The organism is Pseudomonas sp. AOB-7 (genome assembly GCF_003696305.1).
In the GTDB taxonomy this organism is placed as follows: Bacteria; Pseudomonadota; Gammaproteobacteria; order Pseudomonadales; family Pseudomonadaceae; genus Aquipseudomonas.
In genome coordinates, this window is the sequence record NZ_RFFK01000001.1 from 349,016 (window position 1) to 371,499 (window position 22,484).

Sequence of the window (22,484 nt, forward strand, 5' to 3'; positions counted from 1 at the left end):
AGCGTCCTACACCAGTGCGCGTAGCGCCACATAGGCGCTTTGCAGGTGATAGGGCGTGGTTGAAGGCATGTCTTGCCGCAGCAGTTCGTCGGTGGCTCCCAGGACTTCATGCCACCCGCCCGAATGCAGGAAACGTTCGCGATAGTGCCTTGCCCACTGCGTCAATATCTCCAGGGAGCGGATGCTCCCCTCCACCGCAAGTGCACGGGCGAACTCCGTCTGCGCCCATATACGCTGCCTGTCGTCCAGTAGGGTACCGTCCGCCGCTATCGCGGCCGCCACGCCAAGGTTGGCTTGCATCACGCCGTGCCGATATGCGAAATCGAAGGCACGGTGCAATTCGGCATGTAGCTCCAAGCCGGCAAAAACCGCAGGTGCCCCTATGACCAGGGAAAACCACTCGAACTGATGGCCCGGTTCAATGCGGTTTCCCGCCTCCCCCATTGGCAGTTCCGCCACGCAGCCGTTGACCGGATCGACGAATCGCGCCTGCACCGCCCTGCCTATTTCTCGCAGGCGTCGTTTGTACCAGTCATCGCCTGCAATGTCGTAGGCCGCCAGATACGCCTCGGTCAAATGCATGATCGGATTCTGCAAAGTCCCGGCACCGATATCGGCGTAGTCCTCACCTAAGGCCGAGACGTACAGGCCGTTTCCGTCCGCAAAGCGCTTCTCGATCAGCTCGATCGTTTGCTTCATGAGCCCCAAGGCGGCTTCACCGCCACCTCGTTTGTAGTATTCGGCACAGGCATAGGTCACGAACGCGTAGGTATAGAGATCGCGTGTGCTGTCAGAGGGCTGCCCAGCCGCGTCAACGCTATGGATCCAGCTTCCCTTGCCATCGCCGAAATAGTCTTGCAACGAGAGAAACAATCGATCGGCATGGGCCGCAGCAGCACTGCCAGGCAGGCCTGCCTGGGAAAACACCAGCAATTGCCGCGCACACGCCATGGCTCGGTAGCGTTCGACTTGCAGAGGCAGCCCCGTAGCACCACTCAGCGCCTCATAAGGCAGGTTCAGGGCCATGTTCCAGCCGGTTGATCGCCACAACGGCACGATAGTGTCCCGGTAATGGCGATCAAGCGCGGCGATGCCGGTGGCAAGAGCGAGCGGTGGTGTCGAACGCATGGAGTACCTGCTTTGGTAGGTGGCGCGAGAGACGAGCAATCCGATCCGGCGTGGGCAGACAGGCTAGGCTGGATTCTGCTCTGGCGGCAGCTCATCCCGCTCCTGCAGCAGTTGCTGGATAACCTCTTCCTGCATTTCATACCCGCCCTCTCCTATATGCAGGTAGCGAATACGACCACTGGCGTCGATGAAGTAGTGCGCCGGCCAGTAGTGATTGTTGAACGCATTCCACACTCGGTACTGGTTATCGATCGCCACAGGATGCTGGATACCCAGACGTTTGGTGGCTTGGCGCACGTTGTCGACTATCCGCTCATAGGCATATTCGGGCGTGTGCACCCCTATCACTACAAAGCCCTGGTCGGCGTAGCGCTGCGCCCATTGATTGACGTAAGGCAAGCTGTTGCGACAGTTGATGCAGTCGTAGGTCCAGAAATCCACGAGCACCACCTTGCCGCGCAGGTCAGACAGGTCCAGGGCGGGGCCGTTGAGCCACTGCGTGGCGCCGGCCAGGGTCGGTGCCGGCCCCAGGTCGGACAGTACGGGAACGCCTGCGGGAGCGTTGCTGGACAGTTGGTCGAGCAATGCCGGCACGTCCTCCAGCACCTGACTCTCGAGCTTGAATGCCCAAGTGGAGGAGCCGAGGCTGGCCAATTGGCCGCTGGCGCCGCTAGCGATACCGATGACCGCCAGCAGGGCAACAATCCCGGCACCGCGCCGCAACCATTCGATCCAGCGCAACGATAGCCGAGCACGCTGGAACAGGCCACGCCCGAGGCAGATCACTCCCGCCAACGCCACGGCATTGCCGAGCCCGAAGCTGAGCAGCAATAGGCTGGTCGAGGCACTCGGACCTTCGAGCATGGCGCCCGAAAGAATCAGGCCCAGGATGGGGCCTGCACAGGGGGCCCAGAGCAAGCCGGCGGCGCAGCCAAGCAGCCAAGCGGATAACCCCGGTGATAGGCGCCGGGCATCGCCGTGCAGCCGGTTGCCCAGCCATAACCAGGGCCGAGACAGCCAGTTGCCGACGCGCGTCGATAGCAGCGCCAGCGCCGAGGCGGCCAGTAGACCCAGGGCGAAATAGCGCCCCCATTGACTGGCCCCGATCACCCAGTCGCTGGAAACGACTGCCAGGCTGGCCAGCACGGCGAACCCGGTGGCCATGCCGAGCAGGGTCAGCATGGGTGCCCAGATCGGCCCTCCGGCGCGAGACAGGAGCAATGGCAGCACCGGAAGAATACAGGGGCTGAGCAGGGTCAGCACCCCACCAAGAAAGGCTACGAGCAACATAGGCACCTCGTCGACACAAAGAAGATCATCGGCAATGGCTGAGCAAGCCGGTCGCCCGAGGTCAGTTGCCTTCAGAACAGCTGCTGGAGAGTTTCCGATACTCGAGGCTGCGTTTCTGGTCCATCGAGTCCAGGTAGTCCATGCGCGCGCTTACCACCTGGCAATCCGCAGACGGCTCTTCATGTAACGCCAGGACCTTCTGCACATCCAACTGCGCGCCGTAGCGGTAGCGCTCCACCGGAATGGACTCGGCGGCCTGCACTGCCAGGCTGCCAAAGGAGAAAGCCGCTACCAGGAGATAGGTGGCGCCGCGAGCACTGAGTTTCATAAAAGGCATCCTCACTTGAGACTGATGGTGGACACGTCGGTGCATCCACCTGGCGCTCATTAGAGTGCTGGGCGGTATCGTCGATATGTCGGCGATGAGCCTCTTGTGCCGCATCAGGTATCGCTGGCGCGTTCTGATACATGTGGATACTCGAGGCCGGCGGTGCATGCTCAAGTAGCGGAAGGGAGGTCGGATACACTGCAATACAAAGGGCGGCGGGCAACTGCCGTCGGCGGCGATAAACTCAAGCGCGCAACGACGAAGAGGAGCGCCCATGGAGCATGTCGATCACATCCTGATAGTTGACGATGACCGCGAGATCCGCGAGCTGGTCGGCAACTACCTGAAGAAGAACGGCCTGCGTGTCAGCCTGGCCGCCGATGGCAGACAGATGCGAGCCTTTCTCGAGGGCAATACGGTCGACCTCATCGTGCTCGACATCATGATGCCCGGTGACGACGGTCTGCGGCTGTGCCGGGAGTTGCGCGTGGGCCGGCACAAAACCACGCCGGTGTTGATGCTGACCGCGCGCAACGAGGAAACGGACCGCATCGTCGGACTGGAGATGGGAGCCGACGACTACCTGACCAAGCCCTTTTCCGCGCGCGAGCTGTTGGCCCGGATCAATGCCGTGCTGCGCCGCGCGCGCATGTTGCCGCCGAACCTGCAGATCAGCGAAAGCAGCCGATTGATCGGCTTCGGCCAGTGGCGCCTGGATACCAGTGCGCGGCACCTGCTGGACGCCTCGGACACCCTGATCGCTCTCAGCGGTGCCGAATACCGCCTGCTGCGAGTGTTCCTCGACCATCCGCAGCGGGTATTGAGCCGCGAACAGTTGCTGAATCTGACCCAGGGGCGCGAGGCCGACATCTTCGATCGTTCTATCGACCTGCTGGTCAGCCGCCTGCGCCAGCGTCTGCGGGACGACGCGCGCGAGCCGATGTACATCAAGACCGTGCGCAGCGAGGGCTACGTCTTCTCCTTGCCGGTGCAACTGCTCGAGTCCCCCGCGTGATCGGCCCACGCAGCCTGGCGGCGCGGCTGACGCTGCTCTTTCTCTGCGGTCTGGTGCTGGCCTACGGCTTGTCCTTCACCTCCCAGTTCTACGAGCGCTATCAGACCGGTCGCGACGTGATGCTGGGCAACCTGGAGCTGGACGTGAGCACTGCCGTCGCCCTGATCGATCGTCTGCCGGCGGCAGAACGCGCCGAGTGGCTGCCCTTACTGGAACGGCGCAACTATCGCTATCGCCTCGATGAGGGGCTGCCAGGGCGCCCCATGGACATGGCCGAACCCCACATGGCCGCTGCCTCGATCGAACAGGCGATTGGCCGGCGTTACGCCCTGCGTTTCGAAACCATCGACGGACCGCGGCCGCACTTTCAGGTCCATCTGCAATTGAGCGACGGCAGCCCGCTGACTCTCGATGTGACGCCGGCTCCCATCCCGGTCGCACAGTGGCTGCCGTTGGTGCTCGTCCTGCAACTGGCCTTACTGCTGCTGTGCACCTGGGTCGCCGTACGCATGGCGATTCGCCCGCTGACGCAGCTGGCCGACACCGTCGAGCAGCTCGACCCGGACGCCCCGCCCGCACCGCTGGACGAGAGCGGCCCACGGGAAGTCGCCCATGCGGCACGCGCGGTCAACACCCTGCAAGGCCGCATCGCCGCCTACCTGAAGGAGCGCATGCAACTGCTGGCGGCCATTTCCCATGACCTGCAGACCCCGATCACACGCATGAAGCTGCGGGTCGAACAGATGCCGGACTCGGCGGAACGGGAGTCCATGTGGAGCGATCTCAACGAGATGCAGCACCTGGTTCGCGAGGGCGTGGCCTATGCCCGCAGCATGGAGGGCAGCCGCGAAGCGCCGTGCCGGGTGGATCTGGACGCCTTTCTCGACAGCCTAGTACTCGACTATCAGGATAGCGGCCAGGCCGTCAGCCTCCACGGGTACAGCGGTGCGCTTCTGGAAACCCGGCCCTACGCCTTGCGGCGGGTATTGAGCAACCTGCTCGACAATGCCCTCAAGTTCGCCGGCAGCGCCCAGCTGCAGGTGCGAGCCGACAGCGAGGGCCGGGTGTGCCTGCAAGTGCTGGACGATGGCCCGGGCATCGACGAGGCGGAGCTGCAAGAGGTCTTCAAACCCTTCTACCGGGTGGAAAGTTCGCGTAACCGCAGCACCGGCGGCACCGGCCTTGGACTGGCCATCGCGCTGCAGTTGAGCGAGTCCCTGGGCGCCCGCCTGAGCCTGAGCAACCGCGAAAGTGGAGGGCTTTGCGCACAGCTGGAGCTGAATGTAACGCCCTGAGCCGGGGATACAGAGCGATACAGCACGCCTCCTGATGGACATATCCGGGACAAGCCGCCCGGTGAGCATAGGCCGCCTGGCGACGGCATTTCGCCGGCCGCACCCATGCCAAGGCCCTCACCATGAGTCGTATACCCTCCTCTGCAAACCCCCGTAGCTCTCTCTTCTCCCCGCTCGAGAGGGTTTTCGCCAGGATCGACCGTTACGGCGCCTGGAGCGCCGACCTGCCACTGCGTCTATTTCTGGCCTGGGAGTTCTTCGAGGCCGGCCTGGAGAAGTGGAACGGTCAGAACTGGTTCGGCCATATCCAATCGGCCTTTCCCTTTCCCTTCAGCGCATTTCCAGCCGAGCTGAACTGGCAGCTGTCGATGTGGATCGAACTGATCGCGCCCCTGCTCCTTCTGCTTGGCTTGGGGACCCGCCTCGCGTCGCTGGTACTGATGATGCTGACCCTGGTCGCCATCGCAGCGGTGCACTGGCCGGCGCAGTGGTCCAGCCTGTCCGAACTGCTTATGGGCTACTCCATCAGCGACAAGGGGTTCGGCAACTACAAGCTGCCGCTGATCTATCTGGTCGCCCTCTTACCGCTTTTCCTCAAGGGCGCAGGCCGCTTCAGCCTGGATGAACTGCTACGCAACAGACGCTGACCCACAAGCGAGAATGCCCGCCACCTGAAGTGTGCGGGCATTTTGCGTTGGTACCTGGCAACGCCCCTTGCACCTGAAACTGCCGTTGCGAAACGCCTGGCGGTAACGCAACTGCAGCAGCTCTCTTTAGGGAACGAGAACACCGCCCCCCTCTCAAGACGCTCAGGGGTGTTTAGACGATCTGCATCGAACTCTAGACGCTTGGCCCCCAAGAGCACGACGTATCAAGCAACACTGCCAACGCACCCAATGTGCGGTACGTCGGGTTTATTAGTCGATCATCTATCGGCTGCCTAAACAGCCTCAACCTTAATGCCATCACGAATCACCACCTGGATGGTCCTTTTATGGCCGCTTGATCGAGCCCGTTAATAACGAACGTTCACCCAGTTACAGGAAACCTACACGATGAAAATCAACACTCAGTATCAAAGCAGTTCATCCGAACAACTATCGATTGGTAACAAAACCATGGCGATTGGGGTCTACAGCACCTATTTCGCCCTTGCGGTCATCTACCTCTGGTTCGGCGGCATGAAGTTCACGCACTATGAGGCCGAGGGGCTGGTTCCGCTGGTGGGCAACAGCCCCATCCTGGGATGGACCTATGCGATTTTCAGCGTCGACACTTTTTCTCGCCTGCTCGGCGTCCTCGAGATCTCGATCGCCGTTCTTATTGCGGGGCGCCTGCTCTCACCAAAGCTCTCGCTGATTGGTGGCGCACTGTCTGCCGGGCTGTTTCTTACGACCTTGAGCCTTATGTTCTCGACACCGGGGGTGATTGAGGCCGGCCTCGGTTTTCCGGCCATCACCGTCGCCCCGGGCCAGTTCCTCCTTAAGGACCTTGGCCTGCTTGCCGCCTCGGTATTAGTGGCCGGACATTCTCTAAGCGAATTGGAGGCCTCTTGAGCGGCCGGCTATTGCTCTAGGTACGGACTGAAGTTGTCGGGCGCATCAGGCGCACGTCTGCCCCTACAGCGCCCCACGCACTCCTATCATCCGCCTGCTGCCTAGCCGCCGCGAGTACCTCGTGGCGGCGATTTAATACTCTACAGCGTGCCAGAGATTGGTTCCGCCACCGCTTATTCTGAACGCTGAGCTACTAGTTCATTGTCCAGAGTGGGTGGCCATTCATCAAAGCCGCCGCCCATTCTGTGAAGGCCCGAACCTTTGCAGATAAATGCCGCGTGTACGGATACACGAGGTTGATCGGCATGCTATCCAGCTCCCACCCTGGCAACACCTCAACCAAACCTCCCGATTGAAGATGTGGGTTTGCCTCGGCGCGCGGAACCGAGACAATGCCGAGCCCGGCTAGCCCAGCAGTGATATAAGCACTGCCATTGTTGAAACGCATCACCGGTAGCTGTTCGATCACAAAGTGCTCATCGCCACGATGAAGTACAGGGGTGAGCTGCCTGCCTGAGGCGGGAAAGGTGAACCCGAGGTAACGATGCACAAGCAAATCGTCTGGCTTCAATATCGGCATGGAATCGAGCAAATAGGCGGGTGAGGCGCAGAGGCAAAACCTCATCAGCCCCACCGGACGGCTCACCAGATCCTGATCGGCGACCGTACCGCCTCGAAAAGCGCAATCGATGCCTTCGTGCACGAGGTCAACTACGCGCTCGCTGCAGCCGATATCCAGTTGAATCTGCGGATGTCGCGCGGTGAACTCCGGAAGCGATGGGATAACCAGACAAATACCGACTGGCGAGGGCATTTCAACCTTCACCCGGCCACGAACAACGCTACGGCTCTGCGCAACAGAAGCCTCCAGTTCGTCGAGATCATCCAGTAGCAAACGTGCACGCTCATAGTAGGCGGTGCCATCCGTGGTCGGAGAAACTCGTCTAGTGGTCCGATGCAGCAGTTTCACTCCTAGCTGTGATTCAAGTGCTTGAATCTGCCCGGAAATTGTCGTTTTCGCCACGTTCAGCACTGCTGCCGCCGAAGTAAAACTCCCCACTTCAACGATGCGGCAGAACGCACGCATTGCCTCTAATCGATCAAAGGCCATGATTGTCCGAATTTCCGTCCAGTGAAAACGAGTCAAGCCAGTTTATCCGAGACCTGACGATCAATAAAGTTTCTCCAAGGCCGAATTCCGTCGGTCCTGTGGAGAAAAATATGAGCTCAAAACGCCTCAACTACTACCAAGCAGCGCCTCAAGCGATGAAGGCGATGCTTGGCCTCGAGAAAGCCGCTTCGGAATCGGTGCTGCCCGGACCGTTGCGTGAAATTGTTCGAATCCGCGCCTCTCAGATCAACGGCTGCGCCTATTGCATAGACATGCATACCACTGACGCCGTGAAAGCAGGCGAAAGCCTTCGTCGCTTGATGGCCGTGAGTGTATGGAAGGAAACGCCCTTCTTCACCGAGCAAGAGCGTGCTGCTCTGCTGTGGACCGAGACACTAACGCTGGTAGCGAGCCAGCACGCGCCGGATGAAATCTACCAAGAAGTAGCAGCCCACTTCAGCGCTCAAGAGCTGGCAGAGCTGACGTTCGTGATCGCCGGCATTAATGCCTGGAACCGTTTTGGCGTTGGTTTTGGAATGCAGCCGGAGTGAACTCGATGAACATGTATATCAAAGCAATTTTTTTCACGGCCGCAGGGCTACTGAGTTCCGGTGTTATGGCCCACGGTACCGGTAGCGAAGGAGAAACCGTCACTCCGATTGCGCAAGCCGTTGTTCCTCCCCACGTTTTTAAGCATGCGACGGCGGTTCGTGTCGATTACGCACCAGGCGCTACTTCTACAGCTCACCGGCACCCTGGACACGTGTTCGTCGTGGTGCTGAGCGGAGAGATTGAATCGGCCGTTGACGGATACCCCCCTCAACGATTCAAGGCCGGTGAAGCCTGGTATGAAAGCCCAGGACAACTGCATCGGGTGTCCCGTAATGCAAGTAACTCCGAGCCAGCATCTCTGGTGGCGTGGCTGCTGTCCGACGGTAAAAAGGAACTCGTCCAGCCCGTCACACTGAAGAAGTAACGCTCAGCATGTGCTCAATTGCGCCCAGCGCCGGGCGCATTCAACGAGTGCGGAGCAGTTGATTGGCAACCGTACTCCTGACATTAAAAACCACTACCAGCTTATAACTTAAGTTTGCTTTTGGAGATCCTGATGAAAATACTCAAAGCCCTTATTATCTGTGCTCTTGTAGGAGCTTCCGGCGCTGCTCTCGCCGAAGGCGGAAGTGACCGACTTATTGAAAGAATCGAGACTCGGCATGGTGGGACTACCAGTAAATGATATTTGGTAGTCGGCTACATCCAAGCTGGATGTGATGCCAAGGACGGCTCCCCGTATACATAAGTCGTTGCACCCAAGAATCCGCCTTGGGTGAAAGCCCCTCAGTAATTCTGCGGATGGCTAGGGAAACCCCGCACAAGTCAGCCACGGGCAGCCTATCGGCGACTGAATCGCATTTTTGCCCGGCCCTCGGCAATAGATTGCAGCAGAAACCCGGCTTTGACCGGTTTATGCGTTTTACAGACGTACCGCACCTGCATCGGCAAGCAATTGCCGACGGGCCGTACATAGGATCGACAGGGCGAACAGTGTGACCGGTTGTGCGGTGTTCTTGGTCAGTCCCCGGAAGCGCACCTTCACGCGGCCAAACTGCCGCTTGATCAGCCGGAACGGGTGTTCGACGCCGGCCCGCACCTGTGCCTCGACCTACTCGATTTCGCGCCTGACATTGTATGGGCCACTGCGCTGACTTAACTGTTTGTAGGTGCTGCGCCGTGCCACCATCAGCCGGATGACCTCGCGCCCTGCATGCTCGGGACGTTTCTCCACCCCAGTGGAGCGGGCATCGCCACAGACCACGTTCTCCTCACCATGCAGGAGCTTGTCGACCTAAGGGGCATCGATACCACGACCAGTTAATGCCAACGACCTTGCGCCCAGGCATAAGTGATGTCGCCATACCTGATTGGAAAGCACTGTGGTCGAAGCCCGATATAATTGCTTTAGGCATCGGAGACTTCGACGTGGCCGGCTCTGCACTGGTGAGATGCCCAGGCGGCTTCATCTCTTAATAATCCTGCGGGCGAGGAGTACACCATGCCACTATCTCTTCGAGGTCTTTCCGCGTTCGCGGTAAGCGCTCTTTTTTGTGTTACAGCCAACTCACAAAGTGCCAATGACGTAAGTCAACCTCCCGCCATACTTCCGCTGCAATCAGAAGCTGCGCCAAAGCTGATTGCTTACCCTCCGCTTGCCGAGCCTCTGGCTCGCGGGGTAGTCATCGTCCAGTACCGGGCGGAAAACATTCGCATCATGCCGGTGTTCGGCAAGGAGGCAGCCGATGTGTCGCCGCGCCTAGGACACCTGCACGTGACCTTGGACGGCTCCCCAGGTACCTGGGCGCATACCAGCGGCGACCCGATCATTGTTGTCGGGCTGAAGCCCGGCACCCACAGGATGCTGCTCGATGTGGCCGACCCGACTCACAAGATCCTCACCAGTACGGAAGTTATTTTCACGGTTCCGCAGCAGCGGCCTATGGAGCCTGCCATGAACTAACCAGGGCAAAGTCCTCCGCGTGAGGTACTGGTCTGTCCGGGAACTGAGGGACAGGTAGTTAAGAACTTTGGACTACCTCGATCTTGCCTACTTCAAGCGCGTAGAAAAAGGCGGTCACTTCTCCATCTGAGAAGAGCTGGATCCGTTCAGCTTCGAAGCGCGCACCGCATTCAGGTCGTTGCGCTGATCTGCCGGCCTCGGGGCGCTCGTCGGTAACACGGGAATCGCGATAGGATATCGGGGCGCCCCCTGCCGGTAGAGATGTGTTCAAGCTTCCCGGCCGCCCCATTTTGAGTTGCCTGGCTAATACCTTAGACCTTGGCGCACAGAACGGCCGCCTTGATCAAGCGCCCATGGTCATACCAGGCATGCCTCTGGTATACCGAGTAACTTCTATCGCCTGGCGAACCGGATAACTCAACAAGACCTGAAGCTTGGACGGGATCGGGCTTTCCGACAAAGAGCATCGACGTCTCATTATCCTTGACGACAAATGTCTCTTCGCCCTTATGAACATCCGCCTTTATGCAGTCGAAAAATTCGACATCATGTTTTAGAGTTGTTCCCGAATAACTATCATGGCCCAATCTGATGTCGGGGCTCTGCGCGCAGCCAACTAACAACAGGGTCGGCAGAAACGCAGCACTCAGTCCCTTGAGCACAACTGAATACTCGTGTCGCACAACATTCTTGACGGTCATAATTATGCACTCCGGCCATAAACGCTTATCGTACACAGTGAAAGTAAAATCTCGCTTCAGATCAGCATGAAAGCCAGACACTGATCGCCGCCGTAAATTGACAGCTTAACGTCATGACCCGACTGATCAGTGCAGGTCGAATGCAAGCCATCAACGTCATTGCCTTGCGTAGACCAACTTCTGTTCTCGCTCTCCAGGCCAGATATGGCCAGGCTAAGAAGAACAATGACAATGGCGATCCTTTTCGTCGATTTCATCTTTCACCACCTTTCAACGTCAGCCTTAACAAAAGCTAGCCTTTGCACATTGGCAAGGGCTGCTCGTGCGAAGAGAAGAAGGCCATTGCAATCACCCAGTTACTGAGCGTTAGTGCACGCACCGTTTTTTCAATAGGGTCACTGCACGAATTCGCCAAAAGCGTGAGCAACCACGAACGGCCGTCTTCGGTCTGACGTATCAGGGTCCACTTTACTCCGGGCAACCATTCGCGCAGGTAGCACTCGATGTGTGGTTGGGCTTGAGGACGTGTAGTGATCTGAAGGAGCAGGTTCATATTGATTGCCTCGGCGCTCTTTTGCCCAGGACCGTGAAGTTTCACTGCACGGCCCTGGGCGTTGCGGTAACTGCGGGATTAGGCAACGACCGGGATCAGTGGATCGGCGGCGGCAAGTGCAGCGCTCCGATCAGCAGCCGGCGGATAAATCCAGACGCTATTGATCTGCTGCTTGAGCGACTTGGCTTCATCTCGCACCATTTGCACCTGTCGGTCCCAGCCCTCGGTGAATACAGCGCCCCAGGCTCCCAAATCCAGGCAGGTCACGTACTTGGCTTGGCGATATGTAGTTGGCTGTACGCCCAGGAGGCTGGCCGCAGCGTTGTTGCCAGCCGAACGGCCGAGAGCAATTGCATGCTGGCACGACATGAGGGAGCGGTTGCCGTTTCCGTCCGTAGCCGCATTGGCCACGTCGCCAGTTGCGAACACGTCCTTCTGACCCGGAACCTGGAGGTTGTCGTCCACGTACAGGCGGCCGTAGTCGTCGCGCTCGCCAGGGATCTGTTCGGTCAGAGAACTCGCACGCACTCCGACGGTCCAGATCACGGTATCTGCGTCGATGCGCTCGCCGTCGGCCAGAATCACACCGCGCTCATCTACAGCAGCGACAAGGCTGTTCAGACGCCACTCCAAGCCCAGCTCCTCACTTGCGGAGACAATGGCGGAACGCGGTCCCTCCCCCAACGCTGCGCCGATCTCGCGCCCGCGATCGACAACGATGACCCGGATATTGGCGTTCTCGCCCAGGGCGGCGCGAAGCCGGGCGGGCATTTCGGCAGCGGTCTCGATACCGGTGAAGCCGCCACCTGCAACTACAACGGTATTGCGGCTGGGCGAATCGGGCCGTGCGCCCAGGGACGATACATGCCGCTCAAGGCGCACCGCCTCGTCCAACTGATCCACGTCAAAGGCATGCTCAATACCGGCTAGCGCCGGGCGCACCACCTTGCTACCGGAAGCGAGGACTATCCGGTCATACGCCAGCTCCGCAGCCTTGCCCTGGGCGTCGCGGTAGCTGACCACCTGGCGCTCTACGTCGATATGCTCGGCCATGCCCTTAACGAAAGTCACGCCCACAGCGTCGAACAGTTTGTTGAGGGGGGCAACCATGCGATGCACATCCGGCTCGTAGAAGCGTGGACGGACATGGAGTTCGGCCTGCGGCGCAAGGACTAGGACTTCGACGTCATTACGGTTGTGTTTGTCCAGCAGACGAGTGGCGCTGAGCGCACTCCACATGCCACCAAAACCGGCACCGATGATGAGTATGCGTTGCTTCATGTGAATCTCCAGAAATCGAAATAGGGTGATCAATCAGGATCAGCGCACCCGGCTGCAGCAATGCCGGAAAGGCGTTCATCGTTTCCAAGGCGGGCCGACAACTACGACTATATGAGTCGTAGTTAGATCGAGCAAGCTTTTCTCTCCTGAACAGTGCACCGTTCGTCGCCGTTATCAGGCATCCACCTTCACGCGCTTGGTTTGTCTGGGCTTAAGGCATAATCTGAATAGAAGGAAGCCCGCTGGCGAGCATGCGTGACGCTGACGCCCTTGGATTCCCCTTAGAAATCCTCATTAGAAATACGATCACATAAGGCGGAGTTATCGCATGGCTTTGTACAGTGCAGGCGTGGAATACGGGATTCACTGCCTGCTTTTTTTGACTGACGAGAAAGGCGATGGGCGCGAGGCCAGCGTGCGAACGCTGGCAGAGCTGCAAGGCGTTCCGCCGGAGTTGCTGGCCAAAGTGTTCACTCGTCTGGCCAAGGCTAATCTGGTGGTTGCGACCGAAGGAGTGCGTGGCGGCTTCCGCTTGGCTCGCCCTGCCGACGAGATCACGGTGCTGGACATCGTTCGTGCAATCGACGGCGACAAGGAAATCTTCGAGTGCCGCAACGTGCGCCAACGTTGCGCGGTGTTCCAGACCGGCTGCCCGGAACCAGATTGGGAGAGCGCTGGTCCTTGCAGCATCCATGCGGTCATGCTTCAGGCCCAGCAGCGGATGGAGGAAGCGCTCGCTCAGCAGACCATATTGGATATCGTTCGCCGGGTTGCGCGCAAAACGCCGCCAGAGTATGGCGAACAGGTGCTGAAGTGGATGAACTGACCTGCCCGGCCCTGAGAACGCCGGTCAGCCGTCCCTTTGTGGGAGTCGGCCTCCAGAACAGGGCCTAGCCTTGCACTTACAAGCCCTGGCTCTGGTTCAGCCCCGTTTTTCCCCAACCTTCAAGTGCGCCCCAGGGATTTCATCCAGTCTCGGGGGCTTTGCCCAGTCTTGCGGCGAAACGCCCGAGCCAGAGCTGATGGGCTTTCATAACCGACCTCGTCGGCGACAATTGATATCGGTCGCCCTTCGCGCAGATGCTTCTGCGCGACGCTGATGCGCCAACTCAGCAGATAATCTCCTGGCGTCTGCCCTACGACTGAGTGGAAATGAGCAGCATAGGCGGCGCGCGACATGTTCGACTCGCTAGCCAGCTCAGCAACCGACCAGGAGCGCTGAGGTGCGTTGTGCATCTGTACCAGAGAGCGCGCCAGGCGCGAGTCGGACAATCCCGCCATCATTCCGCTGTTCAGCGCACGCTGATCGAGGAGATGCCGCAGCAGCAAGATGATCAGCAGCTCGAATAGGCGATCAAGCACGGCCTCCCTGCCACAGTGTCCGGCAGCCGCCTCCGCGAACAACCACCTCAATGTGTCGGCCAGCAGCGGCAGCTCGTCGAGAGGCAACACCAAAAGATCGGGTAACGACGCAGATAACGGGTTGCTGGCACCGCCATCGAATTCCATTGAAGCGCACACGAGCTGGGCGCCCGTGGGTTCGTCGGCGATCAACTTATGCCGACTGGGGCGCGGCAGAAAAATCAGGCTGGGCCGGCTGAGCAGCAGATCCCCTCCATCGGGGCGCTTTAAAGTGACGCTGCCAGCCTGCAAGAGATGAAAGTGGCCATGCGGCTCGATGCCATCGTACGTCGCCACGCCGCACAGTCTGCCATTATGAAACAGCCTTGCGCGGACGCCGAACTGCGACAACAGGGTGGACAAACGATCCATATCGGGCCCCATGGAAGCATGCGGACGATCAGTATCCTATCACCAGCAGTTTGGCTCGAAGCATGATCCTGCCCAGGCCTTGGTCAAGCGCGCCCTCAGCAACTACCCCGGCCGGCGAAATTTTCAGGTCAGCCAATCGCCAATGTTAGGGACGACAGCAATTGTCCGCGCCTCCAAACGAGCGCGTCAGGCCGCCCCTGGTCCGTCAGCGAGCACGCATGGCGCTAGGCTCGGATACCCAGCACCACGCCCTGCACACGCAGGCATTCGAGCAGAGCCTGCCCCTGAGGGAGGATCTCATCGATGGAGACGCCCACGGCTTCGGCCAGTGCGGCTAGATGCTCGCGGCCACTGCACTCTCGCGTCTGCAGCAAGGTGAGCAAGGCATACGCCAGCGGCGCAAGGCGGGAGAAATGCACTCGCTGGTCCGTTCGACGCTGCACCAGGATCAGCGTGGGCTCGCTCGATGCAGATGTCGGAAGGTGATTCGGACCGATATCGCAAACCGGCCAGCGGTAGGCCAAGGGCCAGGCCAAGGTCGATAGCAGCGGCACGCCCTCGAGCAAATCGCCTTCGGGATCATGGGCCGGCTCGCAGCTGGCGCTCAGCAGCAGCGCGCTTTCCGTCCATTCGTAGTGGGCCAGTTCCGCCAGCCAGGGCGGCAGGTCCGGAGCATCGCCAGCCCCCTCCTCCAGGTAACCGACGAATTCCTTCGCCAGCTCGGTGAACAGTGGCGTCCGGCAACGGTAGTCGGCGTAGAAGGCGTGAACTAAGGCTTGCCGCTGCGCAGGTGCAAGCGTGGCGCGAAGCACCGGGAAGCCACCACCGAGCAGGGAGTCGAGGTTGCCGATGAACAGCTGGCGATAGATGGCCAGACGGCGCGCCTCGATACCGGGAGGCGCCGGCTGCCGCGGATCACGGACATGGCGCGCCAGCGTCATCAGTTGCTCGTGCAGGGTCTCAGGCACGGCGCACCTCCTGAAGCTCTCGGCTTTCATGCTGAAACGCGCGAATCCGCTCCACCTCCTCCAGCAACTCGCTCAGCGGCGGGAAGTTGAAGTCGCGCTCCAGCAGCGTCGGCAAGGCCCCGAAACGCCCATAGGCCTGCGCCAGCAGGCTCCAGACGCCGTCCTTCACCGCGGCGCCGTGAGTATCGATCTTGAGATCCTCGGCCTCGTCATAGTGGCCGGCCACATGCAAGTAGACCACTCGCTGCGGCGGAATAGCGGCCAGGTAACCCGCTGCGTCGTAACCATGATTGATCGAATTGACGAAGAGGTTGTTGACGTCCAGCAGCAGGTCGCAATCCGCCTCATCCAGCACCGCCTTGAGGAAGTCGATCTCGCTCAGCGCCTGATAGGGCGCGGCGTAGTAGGAGATGTTCTCCACCGCGATGCGGCGTCCCAGCATGTCCTGAACCTGGCGAATACGCGAGGCGACATGCCGCACCGACTCGTCGGTGAAAGGCAGCGGCAGCAGATCGTAGAGCTGGCCGTCGTCGGAGCAGTAGCTCAGGTGTTCGCTGTACAGCGCAACGCGATGATGATCGAGAAACAGACGGGTGCGTTGCAGCAACTCCCGGTCGAGAGGGGCCGGCCCACCCAAGGACAACGACAGGCCGTGGCAGGTAATCGGAAAACGCTCGGCAAGCCGCGCCAATTGCTCGCCATAAGCGCCCCCCACACCAATCCAGTTGTCGGGTGCACATTCGAGAAAGTCCACGGCGCTGTCCGCCATGAGACGAAACTCGGGTAGCAAGGCGCGGCGCAGACCAAGGCCGGCGCCATTCAAGGCTGATAAGGGCATCACGATGGCTCTCCAGATAGGGTGACGCCCTCCCCGCGCATGGGCACCGGGAGGGCTTCGGATCAGTCCTTGGCCTGGCTCATGCGGGTGAACAATTCCGTGGGTACTGGCTTACCGTTGGAGGTGTACTGATTGCTGCGATACTTGTAGACCTCGGCCTCGGACAGGTAGCCGTCGCCGTTGGTGTCCATCTCCTCGAACTCGACCTGACGGGTCGGGGCTACGGTCAGAAACTCTGCGAGCGACACCAGGTGGTCGTCGTCGCTATCGGTGCGGGCGAAGGACTCGTCGCCGCATTTGCCCTCACCGCACTTGCCTTCGGCCTGGCTGACCTTGGCGCCGGCCTCGCTGGTGCCGCATTTGCCTTCACCACATTTGCCCTCCCCGCACTTGCCTTCGCCAGCCTTCTCGGCGGAAGCCAGTTGGTAACCCTGAGGCAATGCCTCCACGGCAAAGGAGGCCTGGGCCAGGCTCATGCCGCCCGCCAGGGCAACAGCGATGAGGCCAAGACGGGTCTTGTTGGTGACGTGGGTACGAGACATAAGATTTCTCCGGACGCTGAGCGCGGTCGACCGCGCGGGTAATGCCACAAGGGCTGAATCCGGCATGAGGCAGATGGCGCGCCGATCGATACTCGACGGGGATGCGCAGGCCTCTTGCAGGCCTGGCCATTTGGCACCGGCGATGTATCCATGAAGTATCGGCAGACCGGCGCCTTTGTATGCCTGCGCCCAATACCCAGGTCGCGGATACAGAGAGATACCTCAATGAGCGGTTTGCCGAGGGCCGCTGCGCCGGGACACGCCGCATTGCCCATCACAGGCAGAACTGGCCGGGACCCTCTAGGGGGCACGGCCACGCTTTGTAACGCTCTGTATTGCAGCGCGAAATCTTACACAGGCTTGCACAGCGGCCGCGGCTGGACACATGCGCACTACAAGGGGATGAAAGTCTGAGCCGCCTCGGGCTCACGCCATCGCCCGAGATACTCAATGAAGAGATATGGCGCAGCCCCATCAACGAGGTACACCCCATGATCAACCCTATCGAGAAGGTGCTTTACACCGGCAAGACCCACACCCGCGGAGGCCGCAACGGCGAGTCGCGCAGTTCGGATGGAAGGCTGGACATCAAGCTGTCCGCCCCCGGCTCGTCCGCCCCCGGCACCAATCCCGAGCAACTGCTGGCAGCCGGCTGGTCGGCCTGCTTCATCGGCGCCATCGGCAAGGCAGCTGCCGCGCTCAAGGTTGCTCTCCCCGACGGCCTGGCGGTGGATGCGGAAGTGGACCTGGGTACCGGAGGCACCGCCTATTTCCTGCGGGCGCGGCTGAATGTCAGCCTGCCCGGGGTGGAGCCGGAAGTCGCTCGAGCGCTGGTCGACACCGCGCACAGCACCTGTCCGTACTCCAAGGCCACTCGCGGCAACATAGACGTCGAAATCAACCTGATCTGATCCCGGCATGCGCTGCTGTCCGCCCGCCGGCGGACGGCAGCGTCGGCATTCGCCCCCTGCAACCAGCCGCCTTGCGCGCCCTCTCCACGACAGGATCCCCAACGTGATCAAGCCTCTTTTCAGCCTCCTTGCGGCCTGCCTGATGACTGCCGCCTGCAGCGCAGGCGCCCAGGACGACCCGCTCAATCCACGCAGTGCGTCACCCGCCCCCACGGTTCCTGAACTCAGGGGGATCACCCACTGGATCAACAGCGAGCCCCAGACCTTGGAGCAATTGCGCGGGCGGGTCGTCCTCGTCGAGTTCTGGACCTATGACTGCATCAACTGCCTGCGCACCCTGCCCCATGTGCAGCAATGGCACGAACGCTATCGCGATCAAGGGCTGGTCGTGATTGGTGTGCACACGCCCGAGTACGCACATGAAAAGGTAACGGCCAATCTCGATGAGGCGGTAGATCGACTCGGCATCACCTATCCGGTCGCCCAGGACAATGGCTACAGGACCTGGAACGCCTTCGGCAACCGCTACTGGCCGGCCCTCTACCTGATCGACCAGGGCGGTCGCATTGTCTACCAGCACTTCGGCGAAGGTGCCTATGCCGAAACCGAAACCAAGATTCGGCAACTGCTTCAGGCCACCCACTGAAAGGGAAATAGGAACAGGGCGACGGGATATACCATCCCGTCGCCCTGTGGCGGTCTCATGTCATGCCCGTTCGCCGGGCAGGAATCACTGCTCCAGCACGAGCAGCGGTGTGCCTTTCTTGACGATGTAAGTCGCCAGCTCAGAGGCCTTGTCCTCACCGATATTGGTGGCGATATGCGGTGTGCCGGCCGGGATGTAGAGGGACTCGCCGGCCTTGAGAATCACCGGTGCCCGCCCCTTGAGCCGATACTCGAAGGTGCCTTCGATCACGTAAGCGACCTCCACCCCCGGATGGGAATGATTCGGCGATGCCACACCCGGGTCGAAATCGACCCGTGCCTGAATCACCTCGTGAACCGAGTCGCCAAGATCATCGCGAGTCAGATCCGTGCGCTGGATACCTTGTTTCCAGTTGGCGCTCGCAGCGCTTTCGGTCTGGTGCTGGTCGGCCTGGGCAAGCCCGGCAAATGCGGTAAGCGCCACGGCGGCGGCGAGTAGATGGGGATAACGCATGGTCGTCTCCTTTCAGAGCAGTCAGAGGGAGGCGCCACTCTGACCAACCGCCGTAGCGTCGGTATGTCGAAAGGGTGCAGATTTGCATGCCTGCGTGTGCGCAAGGGCCTGGGATACATCAGGGTACAGGCGGCTAGTCGACCCTCCACCCGCGCACTAACGACAGCGGCCTACCAGGCCTGCTGCTTCTCCATGATGAAGTTCACGAACGCCCGCAGGCGCAGCGGCATGTGCTTGTGCTGCGGGTACAACAGGGTGAAAGGCCGCGAGCGCCCGGCAAACGGCTGAAGCACCTCTACCAGCGAGCCCTCCGCCAGTTCGCGCTCGACGATGAAGCGATAGGTCTGGAACAGACCCGCACCATGCTTGGCCAGGGTCACGCCGCCGAGCACGTCGTCGGAACAGAGGTAGCCGCCATCGGTCAGCATCTCTCGCTCCTTGCCCCCTTCGCTGAATAGCCAGGTGATCCGTCGTCCACTGCTGGGCAGTTCGAACTGGATGCATTCGTGCTGCTGCAGATCGTCCAGCACCAGCGGGGCACCGATCCGCTGCAAGTATTCGGGGGCAGCCACCACCAGCAGACGGGCATCTTCCAGCGGGCGGGCGATCAAGGTCGAGTCGGGCTGGGCTCGCACACGCACGGCCATGTCATAACCTTCGCCGACGAAATCGATATTGCGGTTGCTCAGATGGGCCTCGACCCGGACCTTCGGGTAGCGCCGCCGGAACTCGGGCAGCAGCGGCAGAATCCGGTGGTGCCCGTAAGTGGTGGGCAGACTGATGCGCAAGGTACCCGAAGGTTCCTGCTGCTTGCCCATCACCTCCCGCTCCGCATCCACCAACTGCGTCAGGGCCTGCCGGCACTGTTCGTAATAACTGCGCCCACCTTCGGTCAGGCGGATGCTGCGCGTGGTGCGCACGAACAATTTCGTCCCCAGGCGCTCCTCGAGACGGCCGACCGAGCGGCTGACCGCTGCCGGGGTTACCCCCGCAACGAGCGCGGCCGCGGTGAAACCACCCTCCTCGGCCGCGAGGCAAAAAAGCTCGATGCTGCCCAGCAATACATCGTCGAACTGTCTGCGCATGATTAATTACACCATGTATCAACTGAAGTTTCCCAAACCCCATTTATCGGCATTGGAGGCACAAATATAGTCCCTCCCAACGGCGTATCGCAGATTCCGCTCGGCGCCGAGCAAGAGCCCTTCACTCTCTTCAGGAGAAACATCATGAGCAGCAACAAAACCGTCGTCATCACCGGAGCTTCCAGCGGTATCGGCTTTGGCCTGGTCAAGGCCTTTCTCGCCAGCGGATTCAACGTGGTCGGCAATGCACGCTCCGAGGCGCGTCTGGCCGAGGCGCGCGCCGAACTCGGCAACCCCGACAGCTTCATTGGCGTGGCGGGCGACATTGCCCACCCGACAACCGCCAAGCGTATCTTCCAGGTGGGCATCGAGGTGTTCGGCAAGGTCGATGTGCTGGTCAACAATGCCGGCTTCTTCCTGCCGAAGCCTTTCGTCGAGTACAGCCCGGAGGATATCGAGAGCCTGCTGGAAACCAATCTGAAGGGGGTGATCTACGCTTCGCAAGTAGCCGCCGCCCATATGATCGAGCGCAAGCAGGGCCATATCATCAACATCACCGCGGCGGTCGCGCTGCAACCCAACCTGGCGGTTCCCGCGGCATTGCCGGTGCTGATCAAGGGCGGGTTGAACCAGGCCACCCGCGCACTGGCCCTGGAACTGTCGCCCTACAACATCAAAGTCAACGCGGTCGCCCCGGGGATCATCGAAACCCCGATGCACGATCCGGCGACCCGCGACTTCCTCAACGGCCTGCAGCCGGCCGGCCGCATCGGTCAGGTCAGTGAAATCGCCGATGCCGTGCTGTATCTGGCCAACGCGGACTTCACCACCGGCGTGGTGCTGCCCGTCGATGGCGGCATGAGCGTCGGCAAGTGGTAGTCGGCCAGCGCGGCCAGAATCGATAGCGCACCGCGGTGAAGACCGCCCCGTCCTACCCCAACGCAGGAGCAATACCATGCCGTTCGTCAACGTTCGAATCACTCGCGATGGCGTCACCCGCGAGCAGAAAGCCCAGGTCATAAAGGAAATCACTGAGACCCTGGAACGCGTCCTCAACAAGCGTCCCGATCTTACCCATATCGTGATCGAGGAGGTCGACACCGATAACTGGGGTTATGCCGGCATGACCACCACCGAGTACCGCAGCAAGACGCCGCAGAGCTAGCCCCCTGTGGGTCGGTCGGCTCGACCGGCCCACACCTCTCCTCCCCCTGAGCCGGCCGTGCCGTATGAGCCTCTCGCAGGAATGCTGAGAGGCTGCACCAGCCATTAAATGATGGACGGCATTTGATTTTATATTATTACCATAATATAAATTACCGCAGCCCCCATCAGGACTGCGAACGATGCGTACCGAGCCTCTGTCACTCCCCCTCATATTGTCACTGGCGCTGGTGGCCGGCTGTCACAGTCAGGCCGATACCTCGGCGCCGGCTCTACAGCCACGTAACGTGCTGACCACAACCGCGCAGGCAGCCACCAGCGGCACCTCGCTCTACACCGGGGTCGTCGCCGCCCGCACCACCAGTGACCTGGGCTTCAGGGTCGGCGGCAAGGTCGTCGAGCGTCGGGTAGATCCCGGCTCCCCCGTGGCGCGCGGCGACGTCCTGCTGGTACTGGACAACGTCGACTTCCAGCTCGCTCTGCGCGCCGCCCGCAATCGGGTTGCCGCCGCCCAGGCCGAATTGCGCCAGGCGCGCGACGACGAAGCCCGCTATCGCCGCCTGAGCCATACCGGTGCCATTTCGCGGCAGAGATTCGAACAGGCGGCCACCCGGCTGCGCGTGGCCGAAGCGGCTCATGCCGCCGCCAGTTCGGAGGCCGCCCAAGTGGAGAACCGCCAGCACTACTCGACCCTAATCGCCGACGCCGATGGCGTGGTTACCGAGGTGCTGGCGGATCGCGGCCAGGTGGTCGGCGAGGGTCAGGTGGTCGTCAGGCTGGCCCATGCGGGCGCACGCGAGGCGGTGATCGACCTCCCGGAGACCCAGCGCGTGCTGGCCAGTCAGCCGGCGCAGGCCATTCCCTACGGCCAGGAAACCCCGCTGCCTGCGACGCTACGCGAACTGTCCGCCAGTGCCGACCCCGTCACCCGTACCTTTCGAGCCCGTTACACCCTGGCCGGGGATAATGCCGATCTGGCCCTGGGCTCCACCGTAACGCTGCACCTGGGCAGCGCGGCACAGGCGCGACAAGTTCGGGTGCCGCTCGGCGCGCTTCTCGACAAGGGCCAGGCAACCGGTGTCTGGGTCATAGGCGCAGACAGCCGGGTTACGCTGAGAACGGTCAAGGTCCTACGCCTGGGGCAGGAACATGCGCTGCTGGAGGGAGACCTGGCGCCTGGCGAGCGCATCGTCGCGCTCGGCGCGCAGCTCCTCAATGCCGGCGACAGCGTACGCGAACTCGCTACGCCTTCGCTCGCCCGGGAGCACTGA

26 protein-coding genes and 1 pseudogene are annotated in these 22,484 nt (G+C 61.0%); 14 read left to right on the forward strand and 13 right to left on the reverse strand.

What is annotated here, in order from left to right; genetic code table 11:
- Window positions 1-6 precede the first annotated feature (6 nt).
- The 3 genes from EA796_RS01725 to EA796_RS01735 form a co-directional block, all read right to left on the reverse strand.
- Window positions 7-1,128, reverse strand: a complete 1,122-nt coding sequence (locus EA796_RS01725) for an AGE family epimerase/isomerase (RefSeq protein ID WP_122107294.1) — start codon at window positions 1,126-1,128, stop codon at window positions 7-9.
- 63 nt (window positions 1,129-1,191) lie between these two features.
- Window positions 1,192-2,418: a cytochrome c biogenesis protein DipZ gene (locus EA796_RS01730; RefSeq protein WP_122107295.1), complete on the reverse strand. Its 1,227-nt coding sequence runs from the start codon at window positions 2,416-2,418 to the stop codon at window positions 1,192-1,194.
- A 61-nt stretch (window positions 2,419-2,479) separates the two neighbouring features.
- Window positions 2,480-2,746: a DUF2790 domain-containing protein gene (locus tag EA796_RS01735; protein WP_122107659.1), complete on the reverse strand. Its 267-nt coding sequence runs from the start codon at window positions 2,744-2,746 to the stop codon at window positions 2,480-2,482.
- Between the two features lie 274 nt (window positions 2,747-3,020).
- On the opposite strand from EA796_RS01735, the gene EA796_RS01740 reads away from it, so the two are divergent.
- The 4 genes from EA796_RS01740 (at window position 3,021) to EA796_RS01755 (ending at window position 6,612) form a co-directional block, all read left to right on the forward strand.
- Entirely contained in the window at window positions 3,021-3,761 is a 741-nt protein-coding gene (locus EA796_RS01740) for a response regulator (protein ID WP_003243444.1), read from the forward strand.
- Window positions 3,758-5,056: an ATP-binding protein gene (locus tag EA796_RS01745; protein ID WP_122107296.1), complete on the forward strand. Its 1,299-nt coding sequence runs from the start codon at window positions 3,758-3,760 to the stop codon at window positions 5,054-5,056. The genes EA796_RS01740 and EA796_RS01745 overlap by 4 nt, the downstream gene beginning before the upstream one ends.
- Window positions 5,057-5,178: 122 nt before the next feature.
- The gene (locus tag EA796_RS01750) at window positions 5,179-5,703 is read left to right on the forward strand and encodes a DoxX family protein (RefSeq protein ID WP_256679061.1); all 525 of its coding nucleotides are present in this window, start codon (window positions 5,179-5,181) and stop codon (window positions 5,701-5,703) included.
- 408 nt (window positions 5,704-6,111) lie between these two features.
- Window positions 6,112-6,612 carry a YkgB family protein gene (locus EA796_RS01755; RefSeq protein ID WP_122107297.1) on the forward strand — a complete coding sequence of 167 codons (501 nt, stop codon included), beginning with the start codon at window positions 6,112-6,114 and terminating at the stop codon, window positions 6,610-6,612.
- A 193-nt stretch (window positions 6,613-6,805) separates the two neighbouring features.
- Here the strand turns inward: EA796_RS01755 and EA796_RS01760 are convergent, their stop codons facing one another.
- Complete coding sequence (locus EA796_RS01760; protein ID WP_256679062.1) at window positions 6,806-7,759, reverse strand: LysR family transcriptional regulator; 954 nt, start codon at window positions 7,757-7,759, stop codon at window positions 6,806-6,808.
- A 74-nt stretch (window positions 7,760-7,833) separates the two neighbouring features.
- Between EA796_RS01760 and EA796_RS01765 the strand changes: the two genes are divergently transcribed.
- From EA796_RS01765 to EA796_RS23600, 3 genes are all read left to right on the forward strand, one after another.
- Complete coding sequence (locus tag EA796_RS01765) at window positions 7,834-8,274, forward strand: carboxymuconolactone decarboxylase family protein (RefSeq protein WP_122107299.1); 441 nt, start codon at window positions 7,834-7,836, stop codon at window positions 8,272-8,274.
- Between the two features lie 5 nt (window positions 8,275-8,279).
- Window positions 8,280-8,699, forward strand: coding sequence for a cupin domain-containing protein (locus tag EA796_RS01770; RefSeq protein ID WP_122107300.1), 420 nt, complete (start codon window positions 8,280-8,282; stop codon window positions 8,697-8,699).
- Between the two features lie 132 nt (window positions 8,700-8,831).
- Window positions 8,832-8,960 (forward strand): co-regulatory protein PtrA N-terminal domain-containing protein, encoded by a 129-nt coding sequence (locus EA796_RS23600; protein ID WP_371921447.1) that lies wholly within the window; start codon window positions 8,832-8,834, stop codon window positions 8,958-8,960.
- Window positions 8,961-9,197: 237 nt separating this feature from the next.
- On the opposite strand, the pseudogene EA796_RS23250 reads toward EA796_RS23600, so the two are convergent.
- Window positions 9,198-9,569 (reverse strand): annotated as a pseudogene (locus EA796_RS23250) (transposase); the annotation flags it as partial.
- 207 nt (window positions 9,570-9,776) lie between these two features.
- Between EA796_RS23250 and EA796_RS01780 the strand changes: the two are divergent.
- On the forward strand, window positions 9,777-10,238 hold the full coding sequence (locus EA796_RS01780) for a DUF6130 family protein (RefSeq protein ID WP_031304011.1): 462 nt from the start codon (window positions 9,777-9,779) through the stop codon (window positions 10,236-10,238).
- Window positions 10,239-10,549: 311 nt separating this feature from the next.
- On the opposite strand, the gene EA796_RS23020 is transcribed toward EA796_RS01780, so the two are convergent.
- Together EA796_RS23020 and EA796_RS01790 are read right to left on the reverse strand one after the other, a co-directional pair.
- Complete coding sequence (locus EA796_RS23020) at window positions 10,550-10,939, reverse strand: hypothetical protein (protein WP_147459024.1); 390 nt, start codon at window positions 10,937-10,939, stop codon at window positions 10,550-10,552.
- 631 nt (window positions 10,940-11,570) lie between these two features.
- Window positions 11,571-12,773, reverse strand: a complete 1,203-nt coding sequence (locus EA796_RS01790; protein WP_122107302.1) for an NAD(P)/FAD-dependent oxidoreductase — start codon at window positions 12,771-12,773, stop codon at window positions 11,571-11,573.
- Between the two features lie 328 nt (window positions 12,774-13,101).
- Between EA796_RS01790 and EA796_RS01795 the strand changes: the two genes are divergently transcribed.
- Window positions 13,102-13,599, forward strand: a complete 498-nt coding sequence (locus tag EA796_RS01795) for an Rrf2 family transcriptional regulator (protein WP_122107303.1) — start codon at window positions 13,102-13,104, stop codon at window positions 13,597-13,599.
- Between the two features lie 119 nt (window positions 13,600-13,718).
- Here the strand turns inward: EA796_RS01795 and EA796_RS01800 are convergent, their stop codons facing one another.
- The 4 genes from EA796_RS01800 to EA796_RS01815 all read right to left on the reverse strand — a co-directional run bounded on the left by EA796_RS01800 (window position 13,719) and on the right by EA796_RS01815 (window position 16,894).
- On the reverse strand, window positions 13,719-14,546 hold the full coding sequence (locus EA796_RS01800) for an AraC family transcriptional regulator (RefSeq protein ID WP_122107661.1): 828 nt from the start codon (window positions 14,544-14,546) through the stop codon (window positions 13,719-13,721).
- 224 nt (window positions 14,547-14,770) lie between these two features.
- Window positions 14,771-15,514 (reverse strand): DUF2063 domain-containing protein, encoded by a 744-nt coding sequence (locus tag EA796_RS01805; RefSeq protein ID WP_122107304.1) that lies wholly within the window; start codon window positions 15,512-15,514, stop codon window positions 14,771-14,773.
- The gene (locus tag EA796_RS01810; protein ID WP_122107305.1) at window positions 15,507-16,352 is read right to left on the reverse strand and encodes a DUF692 domain-containing protein; all 846 of its coding nucleotides are present in this window, start codon (window positions 16,350-16,352) and stop codon (window positions 15,507-15,509) included. Before EA796_RS01810 ends, EA796_RS01805 begins: the two co-directional genes overlap by 8 nt.
- A gap of 62 nt (window positions 16,353-16,414) precedes the next feature.
- Window positions 16,415-16,894, reverse strand: a complete 480-nt coding sequence (locus tag EA796_RS01815) for a hypothetical protein (RefSeq protein ID WP_122107306.1) — start codon at window positions 16,892-16,894, stop codon at window positions 16,415-16,417.
- 491 nt (window positions 16,895-17,385) lie between these two features.
- On the opposite strand from EA796_RS01815, the gene EA796_RS01820 reads away from it, so the two are divergent.
- Both EA796_RS01820 and EA796_RS01825 read left to right on the forward strand, forming a co-directional pair.
- Window positions 17,386-17,805: an Ohr family peroxiredoxin gene (locus EA796_RS01820; protein WP_122107307.1), complete on the forward strand. Its 420-nt coding sequence runs from the start codon at window positions 17,386-17,388 to the stop codon at window positions 17,803-17,805.
- Window positions 17,806-17,908: 103 nt separating this feature from the next.
- Entirely contained in the window at window positions 17,909-18,451 is a 543-nt protein-coding gene (locus EA796_RS01825) for a thioredoxin family protein (RefSeq protein ID WP_232460336.1), read from the forward strand.
- Window positions 18,452-18,535: 84 nt separating this feature from the next.
- Here the strand turns inward: EA796_RS01825 and EA796_RS01830 are convergent, their stop codons facing one another.
- Window positions 18,536-18,964, reverse strand: coding sequence for a cupin domain-containing protein (locus tag EA796_RS01830; RefSeq protein WP_021446044.1), 429 nt, complete (start codon window positions 18,962-18,964; stop codon window positions 18,536-18,538).
- Between the two features lie 170 nt (window positions 18,965-19,134).
- Window positions 19,135-20,049 carry a LysR family transcriptional regulator gene (locus tag EA796_RS01835; protein WP_122107308.1) on the reverse strand — a complete coding sequence of 305 codons (915 nt, stop codon included), beginning with the start codon at window positions 20,047-20,049 and terminating at the stop codon, window positions 19,135-19,137.
- A gap of 144 nt (window positions 20,050-20,193) precedes the next feature.
- On the opposite strand from EA796_RS01835, the gene EA796_RS01840 reads away from it, so the two are divergent.
- The 3 genes from EA796_RS01840 to EA796_RS01850 all read left to right on the forward strand — a co-directional run bounded on the left by EA796_RS01840 (window position 20,194) and on the right by EA796_RS01850 (window position 22,484).
- Window positions 20,194-20,928 (forward strand): SDR family NAD(P)-dependent oxidoreductase, encoded by a 735-nt coding sequence (locus EA796_RS01840; RefSeq protein WP_122107309.1) that lies wholly within the window; start codon window positions 20,194-20,196, stop codon window positions 20,926-20,928.
- Window positions 20,929-21,004: 76 nt separating this feature from the next.
- Window positions 21,005-21,214: a 4-oxalocrotonate tautomerase family protein gene (locus tag EA796_RS01845; RefSeq protein ID WP_003243425.1), complete on the forward strand. Its 210-nt coding sequence runs from the start codon at window positions 21,005-21,007 to the stop codon at window positions 21,212-21,214.
- A gap of 181 nt (window positions 21,215-21,395) precedes the next feature.
- Window positions 21,396-22,484, forward strand: a complete 1,089-nt coding sequence (locus tag EA796_RS01850; RefSeq protein ID WP_122107310.1) for an efflux RND transporter periplasmic adaptor subunit — start codon at window positions 21,396-21,398, stop codon at window positions 22,482-22,484.

What these genes read in the sequence shown, in the direction of transcription:
- EA796_RS01725 (WP_122107294.1), bottom strand. Translation starts at nt 1,128, where the DNA reads ATGCGTTCGACACCACCGCTCGCTCTTGCCACCGGCATCGCCGCGCTT.
- EA796_RS01730 (WP_122107295.1), bottom strand. Translation starts at nt 2,418, where the DNA reads ATGTTGCTCGTAGCCTTTCTTGGTGGGGTGCTGACCCTGCTCAGCCCC.
- EA796_RS01735 (WP_122107659.1), bottom strand. Translation starts at nt 2,746, where the DNA reads ATGAAACTCAGTGCTCGCGGCGCCACCTATCTCCTGGTAGCGGCTTTC.
- EA796_RS01740 (WP_003243444.1), top strand. Translation starts at nt 3,021, where the DNA reads ATGGAGCATGTCGATCACATCCTGATAGTTGACGATGACCGCGAGATC.
- EA796_RS01750 (WP_256679061.1), top strand. Translation starts at nt 5,179, where the DNA reads ATGAGTCGTATACCCTCCTCTGCAAACCCCCGTAGCTCTCTCTTCTCC.
- EA796_RS01755 (WP_122107297.1), top strand. Translation starts at nt 6,112, where the DNA reads ATGAAAATCAACACTCAGTATCAAAGCAGTTCATCCGAACAACTATCG.
- EA796_RS01765 (WP_122107299.1), top strand. Translation starts at nt 7,834, where the DNA reads ATGAGCTCAAAACGCCTCAACTACTACCAAGCAGCGCCTCAAGCGATG.
- EA796_RS01770 (WP_122107300.1), top strand. Translation starts at nt 8,280, where the DNA reads ATGAACATGTATATCAAAGCAATTTTTTTCACGGCCGCAGGGCTACTG.
- EA796_RS23600 (WP_371921447.1), top strand. Translation starts at nt 8,832, where the DNA reads ATGAAAATACTCAAAGCCCTTATTATCTGTGCTCTTGTAGGAGCTTCC.
- EA796_RS01780 (WP_031304011.1), top strand. Translation starts at nt 9,777, where the DNA reads ATGCCACTATCTCTTCGAGGTCTTTCCGCGTTCGCGGTAAGCGCTCTT.
- EA796_RS23020 (WP_147459024.1), bottom strand. Translation starts at nt 10,939, where the DNA reads ATGACCGTCAAGAATGTTGTGCGACACGAGTATTCAGTTGTGCTCAAG.
- EA796_RS01790 (WP_122107302.1), bottom strand. Translation starts at nt 12,773, where the DNA reads ATGAAGCAACGCATACTCATCATCGGTGCCGGTTTTGGTGGCATGTGG.
- EA796_RS01795 (WP_122107303.1), top strand. Translation starts at nt 13,102, where the DNA reads ATGGCTTTGTACAGTGCAGGCGTGGAATACGGGATTCACTGCCTGCTT.
- EA796_RS01800 (WP_122107661.1), bottom strand. Translation starts at nt 14,546, where the DNA reads ATGGATCGTTTGTCCACCCTGTTGTCGCAGTTCGGCGTCCGCGCAAGG.
- EA796_RS01810 (WP_122107305.1), bottom strand. Translation starts at nt 16,352, where the DNA reads ATGCCCTTATCAGCCTTGAATGGCGCCGGCCTTGGTCTGCGCCGCGCC.
- EA796_RS01815 (WP_122107306.1), bottom strand. Translation starts at nt 16,894, where the DNA reads ATGTCTCGTACCCACGTCACCAACAAGACCCGTCTTGGCCTCATCGCT.
- EA796_RS01820 (WP_122107307.1), top strand. Translation starts at nt 17,386, where the DNA reads ATGATCAACCCTATCGAGAAGGTGCTTTACACCGGCAAGACCCACACC.
- EA796_RS01830 (WP_021446044.1), bottom strand. Translation starts at nt 18,964, where the DNA reads ATGCGTTATCCCCATCTACTCGCCGCCGCCGTGGCGCTTACCGCATTT.
- EA796_RS01835 (WP_122107308.1), bottom strand. Translation starts at nt 20,049, where the DNA reads ATGCGCAGACAGTTCGACGATGTATTGCTGGGCAGCATCGAGCTTTTT.
- EA796_RS01840 (WP_122107309.1), top strand. Translation starts at nt 20,194, where the DNA reads ATGAGCAGCAACAAAACCGTCGTCATCACCGGAGCTTCCAGCGGTATC.
- EA796_RS01845 (WP_003243425.1), top strand. Translation starts at nt 21,005, where the DNA reads ATGCCGTTCGTCAACGTTCGAATCACTCGCGATGGCGTCACCCGCGAG.
- EA796_RS01850 (WP_122107310.1), top strand. Translation starts at nt 21,396, where the DNA reads ATGCGTACCGAGCCTCTGTCACTCCCCCTCATATTGTCACTGGCGCTG.